This window comes from Streptomyces sp. MK37H (assembly GCF_018035285.1).
Lineage (GTDB): Bacteria > Actinomycetota > Actinomycetes > Streptomycetales > Streptomycetaceae > Streptomyces > Streptomyces endocoffeicus.
In genome coordinates this window covers 1-7,287 of record NZ_JAAAYH010000439.1, presented here as the reverse complement: position 1 = coordinate 7,287, position 7,287 = coordinate 1, and the positions used below count along the sequence as shown (strand labels likewise).

General features: G+C 70.2%; 16 protein-coding genes. 12 read left to right on the top strand and 4 right to left on the bottom strand.

All coding sequences use genetic code 11. The features are described from left to right. The 11 genes from GWI24_RS37070 to GWI24_RS37020 all read left to right on the top strand — a co-directional run. Positions 1 to 349 (top strand): hypothetical protein (locus tag GWI24_RS37070; protein WP_210950439.1); only part of this gene is annotated, 349 nt, incomplete at its 5' end. Further along, positions 337 to 498 carry a hypothetical protein gene (locus GWI24_RS37065; RefSeq protein WP_210950438.1) on the top strand — a complete coding sequence of 54 codons (162 nt, stop codon included), beginning with the start codon at positions 337 to 339 and terminating at the stop codon, positions 496 to 498. The genes GWI24_RS37070 and GWI24_RS37065, both read left to right, overlap by 13 nt. Next, on the top strand, positions 495 to 959 hold the full coding sequence (locus tag GWI24_RS37060) for a hypothetical protein (RefSeq protein ID WP_210950437.1): 465 nt from the start codon (positions 495 to 497) through the stop codon (positions 957 to 959). The genes GWI24_RS37065 and GWI24_RS37060 overlap by 4 nt, the downstream gene beginning before the upstream one ends. A 77-nt stretch (positions 960 to 1,036) precedes the next feature. Beyond that, entirely contained in the window at positions 1,037 to 1,657 is a 621-nt protein-coding gene (locus tag GWI24_RS37055; protein WP_210950436.1) for a hypothetical protein, read from the top strand. After that, entirely contained in the window at positions 1,657 to 1,860 is a 204-nt protein-coding gene (locus tag GWI24_RS37050) for a hypothetical protein (protein ID WP_210950435.1), read from the top strand. The genes GWI24_RS37055 and GWI24_RS37050 overlap by 1 nt, the downstream gene beginning before the upstream one ends. Before the next feature lie 56 nt (positions 1,861 to 1,916). Then, the gene (locus tag GWI24_RS37045) at positions 1,917 to 2,120 is read left to right on the top strand and encodes a hypothetical protein (RefSeq protein WP_210950434.1); all 204 of its coding nucleotides are present in this window, start codon (positions 1,917 to 1,919) and stop codon (positions 2,118 to 2,120) included. Continuing rightward, positions 2,117 to 2,515: a hypothetical protein gene (locus tag GWI24_RS37040; RefSeq protein WP_210950433.1), complete on the top strand. Its 399-nt coding sequence runs from the start codon at positions 2,117 to 2,119 to the stop codon at positions 2,513 to 2,515. The genes GWI24_RS37045 and GWI24_RS37040 overlap by 4 nt, the downstream gene beginning before the upstream one ends. A gap of 846 nt (positions 2,516 to 3,361) precedes the next feature. Beyond that, a complete protein-coding gene (locus GWI24_RS37035; RefSeq protein WP_210950432.1) occupies positions 3,362 to 3,715 on the top strand; it encodes a hypothetical protein in 354 nt (117 codons plus the stop codon). Positions 3,716 to 3,718: 3 nt separating this feature from the next. Continuing rightward, a complete protein-coding gene (locus tag GWI24_RS37030) occupies positions 3,719 to 3,886 on the top strand; it encodes a hypothetical protein (RefSeq protein WP_210950431.1) in 168 nt (55 codons plus the stop codon). A 3-nt stretch (positions 3,887 to 3,889) separates the two neighbouring features. Beyond that, on the top strand, positions 3,890 to 4,237 hold the full coding sequence (locus GWI24_RS37025; RefSeq protein WP_210950430.1) for a hypothetical protein: 348 nt from the start codon (positions 3,890 to 3,892) through the stop codon (positions 4,235 to 4,237). 95 nt (positions 4,238 to 4,332) lie between these two features. Further along, on the top strand, positions 4,333 to 5,106 hold the full coding sequence (locus tag GWI24_RS37020) for a hypothetical protein (RefSeq protein WP_210950429.1): 774 nt from the start codon (positions 4,333 to 4,335) through the stop codon (positions 5,104 to 5,106). A 17-nt stretch (positions 5,107 to 5,123) separates the two neighbouring features. Here GWI24_RS37020 and GWI24_RS37015 read toward each other — a convergent pair whose 3' ends face one another. Both GWI24_RS37015 and GWI24_RS37010 read right to left on the bottom strand, forming a co-directional pair. After that, positions 5,124 to 5,324, bottom strand: coding sequence for a hypothetical protein (locus GWI24_RS37015; RefSeq protein ID WP_210950428.1), 201 nt, complete (start codon positions 5,322 to 5,324; stop codon positions 5,124 to 5,126). A gap of 83 nt (positions 5,325 to 5,407) precedes the next feature. Beyond that, entirely contained in the window at positions 5,408 to 5,884 is a 477-nt protein-coding gene (locus GWI24_RS37010) for a hypothetical protein (RefSeq protein WP_210950427.1), read from the bottom strand. 90 nt (positions 5,885 to 5,974) lie between these two features. On the opposite strand from GWI24_RS37010, the gene GWI24_RS37005 reads away from it, so the two are divergent. Beyond that, on the top strand, positions 5,975 to 6,538 hold the full coding sequence (locus tag GWI24_RS37005; protein WP_210950426.1) for a hypothetical protein: 564 nt from the start codon (positions 5,975 to 5,977) through the stop codon (positions 6,536 to 6,538). Here the strand turns inward: GWI24_RS37005 and GWI24_RS37000 are convergent. Continuing rightward, positions 6,530 to 6,736 carry a hypothetical protein gene (locus tag GWI24_RS37000; protein ID WP_210950425.1) on the bottom strand — a complete coding sequence of 69 codons (207 nt, stop codon included), beginning with the start codon at positions 6,734 to 6,736 and terminating at the stop codon, positions 6,530 to 6,532. The two genes, GWI24_RS37005 and GWI24_RS37000, sit on opposite strands and share 9 nt — an antisense overlap. An 86-nt stretch (positions 6,737 to 6,822) precedes the next feature. Beyond that, entirely contained in the window at positions 6,823 to 7,122 is a 300-nt protein-coding gene (locus GWI24_RS36995; RefSeq protein WP_210950424.1) for a helix-turn-helix domain-containing protein, read from the bottom strand. Between the last annotated feature and the right edge of the window lie 165 nt (positions 7,123 to 7,287).

The window sequence follows — 7,287 nt, the reverse complement described above, 5'->3', positions numbered from 1 at the left end:
CTATCCCGCCGACTGGCGCAAGATCAGCAGCCGCATCCGCTTCGTCCGCGCCGCCGGCCGCTGCGAATGCCACGGCGAATGCGGCCGCGGCACCCACACCGGCCGCTGCCCCAACCGGCACGGCGCCACCGCGTACGGCACCGGATCGCGCGTGGTGCTCACCGTGGCGCACCTCGACCACACCCCGGAGAACTGCGACCCGGCCAACCTCCGCGCGATGTGCCAGGGCTGCCATCTGCACTACGACGCCGAGCACCACCGGCAGACCGCGGCCGCTACCCGCCGGGCCGCGATCGAGGCCGCCGGGCAGCTGGCTCTCCTCGAGGAGGGCCCGCCGTGCTCGACGTGATCGTGAGCCTCGCCCTCACCGGCCTGATCGTCCTCGCCGCCGGCGCCCCGCTCGGCATCTGGTCCCGGCCACGACGCCGCGGCCGCCACCGCGCCGACCGGCAGCTGCTCCGCCTCATCCACCACACCGACCGAAAGGCCAACCGATGACCACCCAGCCCGAACCCGTCAGCCCCGCCCCGCTGCCGCCGTCCCTGATCACCTATCTGGCACAGCGGGATGCCCAGCATGCCGATGCGGTACGTGCTGTCCTCGCCTCGCTCACCGACCGGGAACGGGCCCTGATCAGGGACGCGGCCGTCATGGGCTACGTCCGAGGCACCATGCACCCGCAGGGCGAGCGGTGCCCGAAGGACAGCGCGATCGTGGCCGAGGTGATCGACGCGTGCCGGGCTTTCCCCGACCTGTACCCGGCCGTCGACTCCGTGGTGCAGCAGGGGACTGGCCGCGCCGTCGCCCTGGACGGCACCGCCCGCCGCTCCCTCACCCCGGAGGAGTACAGCGCCGCCTGGCACGCGGTTGAGGCCGCCGTGGGCGCGCCGGGCGCCGACCCCGCAACGGTCCTGCTCGCGGTCCTGAACGCGCTCGGCATCCAGCCGCCCGCTGCATGACCTCAGCCAGCAGACGGCCGCCCCTGCCGGTAACAGGGGCGGCCGCCTACCCACCATCCCAGATCGAGGAGCACCCGATGATGACCGAACCCACCACCCCCGCCCCGCAGCCTGACCGCGATACCGACGCGATGAGCCCACAGCAGTGCCCGAAGGGCATCCACGCGGATTGGATGGTCGACTCCGAGCACGCCCATGCTTGCCCCTGGTGCGAGCGTGACGAGCTGCTCGCCGAGCTCGACGGCCGCGACGACGAAGCCCGCGAACGCTGGATCCAGAAGCAGCTCGACGAGACCGGCCTGCGCTCCATGGACTTCCGCAACGGCATCGCCATGGACATCGAGCCCGCCCGCGAGTTGTGTGCCCACTTCGTCGGAGCCGCCCGCGCCATGCCCGGCGACGGCCCGAACTACAGCGAGACGAAGCTGTCGTTCGATGTGAAGGTGGCCGAGTCGCCGGAGCTGTACACGCTCGTCGTCCAGCGGCACGGGCCCGGGGTGCTTACCCCGCACGAGGCTCGGCAGCGCGCGGAGGGGGCGCTGGCCGAGGTGCTGCGAATCGTGTCTGACTGGTGCACCGAGGCCAACGACGTCGGCGGCGTAGACGCCACCGATCTCGCCTTCCGCCTGCAGCAGGCCGGGCACCAGTTGCCCGACGAGGACGAGACCGCCGCCCCGGCCGAGGGGAGCGACCGCTGATGCCTACGACCAAGCCGTGCCTGTCCTGCCGCCGTCCACGCCGTCCCGGGCAATACCTCTGCCGCGCCTGCTGGTTCAAGATCCCCGGTCCGGCCCGCAGCGCCCTGAACCAGCGCGACAGCCGCGCCATGGCCCGGCTCCGCGAGCTGCACAGCCAGCTCTCGGCCTGTGTGCCGCTATGCGAGATCACCATCGCCGCCTGACCCGCCCCGGCCCGGCCGCCGTCCACGCGGCCGGGCCCCCGACCACCGGAGACCCGATGACCGACATCAGCCAGGCCGCCGTCAGACGACTCGCCTGCATGGTGGCCGGCCGCGCGCTGGACGACGTCCTCAACGTCGCCGACCTCAGTGAGCGATTCCCCGACCCGGACCTGCGAGAGGCCGTCACGGACGAAGTGCAGAAGATCGCGAGCCGCCTGAAGAGCCGAGGCAGCCACCCCGCCGAGGAGACCATTCGATGACCGACGCCAGCCCCGCCGACGAGATCCGCGCCGCCGCCGAGAACCTGCGAGCCCTCGCCACCGCCGCATCTACCGCCACCGCCACACCCATCGAGCGGGGTGGCACGCCCACCACCCGCTGGTACTTCAAGGAGCGCGAGAAGGGCCACGGCTACCTGTACGCCGCCAACCCCGACGGGCCGGGCACACGCCTCATCCACAGCACCGCCGGACGCGGCAGCTACCCGAGCATGCGCGCCCGGCACGGCGAGTACGCGGCCGCTATGGACCCGACCGTCGGCCTCGCCCTCGCCGACCTGCTCGACGTCATCGCGCGCACCGCGCACCACGAGGGCGCGGCCGTGGACGAGGCGTTCGCCGTCGCCCGCCAGATCCTTGGAGAGACCCGTGCCTGACCTCACGCCCCAACCGCCCCGCCAGAGCGGCCCCGTGGCGCCCCAGACGCCTCACAGCCCCACAGACACCCCCGAGGACCCCGCCAACCCCGAACGGGCCACAGGCGGGCGTACAGGCGTTCGCGAGCGGCTGGAGCACGCGCGAGACGCCGCTGCTCTCCACCAGCAGGGTCTGCTCAGCACAGCCGAGCTGTACGCGGTGATCGAGGCCGACCCCGCAGAGCCCACGACCCGGACAACCCCGGACAGCAGGACGGACAGCCCGGACAACAGGCAGGACAGCACCCCGGACACCGAGGCAGACAGCCCAGTGACCAGCGCGGACACTGTCCGGACAGCCCAGGACACCCCGCCCATGGACCCGGTGCACATCCTCGGCATCGGCGCCCCGGCCGCCAACGAGGACGCGCCGGACGACGGGCTGCGCGAGCAGTACGCGGCAGCCATCCGGGCCGAACTCCTCTGGACGCACCCTGACGACGTCGCCACCTCGCTCACCGTCGCCGATGCCGTGCTCGCCGTCCGCGACCGTGAGATGGAGCAGCTGCGCACCGAGCTGAACGCCGCACAGCGCGAACTCGCCACCTCAGAGAACGCCCGCGCCCACCTCCGCGCCGAACGGGAGCAGCTACGTGATCTCCTCCGCGCCGAGAAGGATCGCGCGGACAAGGCCATCCAGCGCGAGGAAACCGCCGAGGCCCGAGCCGAGGAACTGGAGGCCGCAGGCTCGCCAACGACTGGGCCATCCTCCGCACCCACGGCAGCGCCGCCTACGAACTCCGCAAGGCACTGGACGAGCTCAGCGGCGAACAGCCCGAAGTCGTCCACTTCGGCGAGGAGCAGCAGGTGGACGAGCCCCACCCCGCCGAGGCCGAACGCGACCAGGCATACGCCGAACGAGCCGCGCTCTTGGCCTGGATCGCCGCCCTCCACCCCGCCAACGCCGTCATCACCCCGGCCGACGACGTGGGCGAGGACGGCTGGCAGCTGCTGTACCTCCTCGTCGGCGGCTGGCAGATGTCATGGCACATCGCGCCCCGCGACGCCGAGCTGTTCGCCCACGTCGAACAGGTCGAGCCGACCGACCCGCGGGCGCAGTGGGACGGCCACAGCACAGCCGAGAAGTACGAGCGGATCCAGCAGCACACCCAGCGGCTCAGCAACGCAGGCATCGGCCGCCCGTACGAGACGGAGAGCTGACCCGTGACCGCCGCCCAGTTCGCCGCCATCCTCGGCGCCCACCTCACCGGCATCGCCGTCATCGCCTGGCTTCAACACCACCTCGCCCAGAGGCGACACGAGGCCCGCGCCCGGCTCGACCGCGAACTCATCGACGCACTGAACGCCTACAACGCCAGCAAGGAGCGCTGACCCGTGATCCTCAACCTCACCCCGCACCCGATCCGCCTCTACGACATCGAGCGCGAAGACGGCATCGACGACCTCGACCCCCACCTCCGCCACGTCATCGAGCCCGAGGACAAGCCCGCCCGGCTGGCCACGATCGAACTCGGCACGCAGGCGGATGGGATCGAGCTGGTCGAGTTCGGCCACCGCGCGGAGGTCCCGCGACAGCAAGACGGCGTCCGATACGTCGTCTCCCTCGTCGTCGCCCTGGCGCTCGTACCGCAAGGCCGGAGCGATCTCCTCGTGCCCTACCGCGAGGTCCGCAACTCCACAGGCACGGTCATCGGCTGCCGCCAGCTCGCGCAACCGGTCTGAGAACGAGGACAGGGCGCGCCTCACAGTCTCCCCAGACCAGGCGCGCCCCACACGGCGAGATCACCGTAACCCAAGCACCACAGGAGCAACACGCGATGATCACCGCCGACAGCACCACTCGCCTCACCCTCGCCAACCTCCGCGTCATCGTCACCCACTGGCCCGACCTCCACCACGCCCTCGCATCGACCGGCACCGCCACATGGCCACCCGCCGGACGCATGAACGACTACCTCGCCAGCATCGACCGGCGCACCGACGAGGACATCGAGGCCGCGCTGTGGCAGGCATACGCCCTCCGCGCCCTCGAGCGCTCACCGGACCAGATCGGCGAAACCCGCGCCCCCATCCGGCTGCACATCCTCGACACCATGACCGCGGTCGAGACCGAGCTGGTCGAGTGCGCCGACGACATCGCCGCCCGCATCCAGCGCCTCCCCATGAGCCACGCCCAGCCCCGCCGCACCTGGCCCGCCGACCCCAAGGCGTACCGGCGCGCCCGCGCCGACCACGCCCGCCGCAATGCCCTCGCCGACGCCGACGCTGCCGACCCCCGACGGTGGCGGCACGTCGGCACCCGCACCGCCCAGCACGCCGCGGCCTGGCTCCTCGCCCGCGTCGAGGGCATGCCCGGCCCGTTCGAGCGGCTCACCGACGAGCAGCTGCTGCGCATCGCGACCGTGGCCGGCCGAGCCGCGCGCCGCGTCGAGACCGCGCTCGACATGGCCGACCACAAGGCCGCGCTCGCCCACCCCTGCCCGGACTGCTCGGGCGAACTGGTCATCGAGGCCGGAGGCGGGGCGCGGCCGTTGGTGTGGTGTGGACGCTGCGGACGCACCTGGTACGAGCCGGAGCCCGCGGCGGCGTGATGGTCAGGAGGCGGCGGTCACCAGACGTCGGGGCCGCCGCCGCGCCACTCGATCAGCTCGGGGTCATCCAGCCGGACGTCCTCGGCGCCAGCTCGCCGCAGGAACTCCAGCACGTCCGTCGGGCTGTGCGCGAGCCCGGCGATCTCGCCCCGGATCGTCACCCGCCGGCCTCCGCTGGGGCTCGGCGGGTGAACGACGATAGGTGGACGCGTAGCCATACATTCAAGATCTAGCCGTAGTTCGGCAGTCGCATCTGCTGACAGGCCATACGTCTACTTGCAGGCGTAGGCCCTAAGCGCAATTACGGGTACCGTCGAGAGGCTTCCTTTCCCAATTCGGCGAAGTGCCGCCAGGGCGCCCTAATCTCCCTCTCTTCGTCGTACCACTGGACGTCCTTGAGGACGTATTTTCCGTGGTCGAAGCAACGGCCATACAGCCAACCCCACTCGTCAAAAACAAGTTCCTTATCAACGTATTTCTTGTCCACATACAAGCCTAGGATGTCGAGCATGTTGATCGCACTCATCGCCAACTCGTAGTCAGCGCGACGCTTTTTCCTGATCTTTTCAGCTTCGGCGGCGGATGAAATCTCCTCACGCAGGAGTGTTCGCCCTCGCACCTGATCCGGATGAGACAGCCGCTCATGGAGAGACAAGAAAAGGTCTCTGCGATTCCGCTTGATGCCATCCCAATGAGTTCGAATACTGAAAGCCAGTGCTGCGGCTGCAATGAGTAGAGAGAAGAAGGCGACGACTGAAGCCGTGTCAAGTGCATCCATGTCTTTAGGGTCCGTCTTGGACATTCCGGCGCAAGCAGCGATGGGCCGTCTGGCGTACTCTCGGACCTCACGCGAACGGGGGGCGGAGGGATGGACCAGGTCTGGGCAGCGGCGATAGCTGGCGTGGGCGCCCTCTTGGGGGCAGGGGTCGGCGGATACTTCGCCAAGAAGGGCGCGGAGGCGGGAGCGAAGACTGCAGCGGACGCGCTCGCGCATCAGGTCGAGCGGCAGGCCACGAACGAACTGGCCCATTGGGTGCGCCAAGAACAACGCCAGGCATACGGCGAAATCACGCACGCTTACGGAGTCCTCGCCAAGACGCTGACCGACTGTCGCATTGCAATGAACGATGGTCGCAACGCAGATGATCTACTGGCGCAGGCTGCGGAGCAGAGAAGCCTGCTGCATATCGCATGCAGCGGTACCGCCCTGTTCGGGCCAGAGGGCGTGTGGGCTGCAGCCCAGGAGTTGAGCCAAGCCGCCTTGGTAACGCTCAAGGCCCACGAGCGAGTCGCCTTCCACTCACGAGGCGGGGGAAGCGCTTCCCTGGCCGAGGTGACGGAGGATATGCGGGAGAGCCGGACTGCGGTGAGCGACAGCCTCGCTGCCTTCTCGACGGCCTGTCGCGAAGCGATGCTCGGCCGGTCAAGGTGACGATGGTTCTCTGTCCTGTCCGACCGGGAGGCGCCTCGCCAGCGCCGCTGCCAGTTCGGCCGCCACGTCGGCTCCCGGGCCACCCCGCTCGCCGAGCAGCTGCAGCAGGGCGACGGCGGCCCGCGCCTCGCCCCGGGTGATGAGCGGCTCGCGCTCGCCCTGGTCCTCGATCTGCTCCCACAGCTGCGCCTCGTCCATGCGCTGACCAACCGTGGACCGGCCGCCGAGGTCACGGCGAAGCCCCCGCCTCATGGGACTTGAGGCGGGGGCTCGCGCGCATACGGCTACTCGCCGTCGGCCGCCTTCCTCGGCCGCGCCGTGCCCGACCCCTTGTAGCCGCGGAACACGTCCTGCACCGTGCTGAGCTTGATCTGCAGGCGGTCCGCAATCTGCCGGTAGGACAGGCCATTGCCGTCTGCCCACAGCTCTTGGATCAGGGCGGTCCGCTCCTGCGCCCACGCCTTATTGCGCTGGACCTGCGCGGCCATGATCTGACTCTTGGCCCTGACCCGCTCCTCCCGGTCCGCGATCTGCTCGACCGCGTCAAGGGCGTCCGACACGCGGCGCACCTCCTCGTCGCTCATCCCGGCCCTTTCCTCCGGTGGGCCGCTTGCCATGGACTGTAGGGGACCCCTACAGTCAGGGGCAAGCAGCACGTGCTGCTGGTGCAAAAGACCCCGGCCCATATGGCGTGTGCAGCGCCGGGCCGGGGCCGACCCACCATCACCTCTACGAAATGGCAGGTCCGC

What these genes read in the sequence shown, in the direction of transcription:
- GWI24_RS37045 (WP_210950434.1), top strand. Translation starts at nt 1,917, where the DNA reads ATGACCGACATCAGCCAGGCCGCCGTCAGACGACTCGCCTGCATGGTG.
- GWI24_RS36995 (WP_210950424.1), bottom strand. Translation starts at nt 7,122, where the DNA reads ATGAGCGACGAGGAGGTGCGCCGCGTGTCGGACGCCCTTGACGCGGTC.
- GWI24_RS37050 (WP_210950435.1), top strand. Translation starts at nt 1,657, where the DNA reads ATGCCTACGACCAAGCCGTGCCTGTCCTGCCGCCGTCCACGCCGTCCC.
- GWI24_RS37040 (WP_210950433.1), top strand. Translation starts at nt 2,117, where the DNA reads ATGACCGACGCCAGCCCCGCCGACGAGATCCGCGCCGCCGCCGAGAAC.
- GWI24_RS37015 (WP_210950428.1), bottom strand. Translation starts at nt 5,324, where the DNA reads ATGGCTACGCGTCCACCTATCGTCGTTCACCCGCCGAGCCCCAGCGGA.
- GWI24_RS37005 (WP_210950426.1), top strand. Translation starts at nt 5,975, where the DNA reads ATGGACCAGGTCTGGGCAGCGGCGATAGCTGGCGTGGGCGCCCTCTTG.
- GWI24_RS37020 (WP_210950429.1), top strand. Translation starts at nt 4,333, where the DNA reads ATGATCACCGCCGACAGCACCACTCGCCTCACCCTCGCCAACCTCCGC.
- GWI24_RS37060 (WP_210950437.1), top strand. Translation starts at nt 495, where the DNA reads ATGACCACCCAGCCCGAACCCGTCAGCCCCGCCCCGCTGCCGCCGTCC.
- GWI24_RS37000 (WP_210950425.1), bottom strand. Translation starts at nt 6,736, where the DNA reads ATGGACGAGGCGCAGCTGTGGGAGCAGATCGAGGACCAGGGCGAGCGC.
- GWI24_RS37010 (WP_210950427.1), bottom strand. Translation starts at nt 5,884, where the DNA reads ATGGATGCACTTGACACGGCTTCAGTCGTCGCCTTCTTCTCTCTACTC.
- GWI24_RS37055 (WP_210950436.1), top strand. Translation starts at nt 1,037, where the DNA reads ATGATGACCGAACCCACCACCCCCGCCCCGCAGCCTGACCGCGATACC.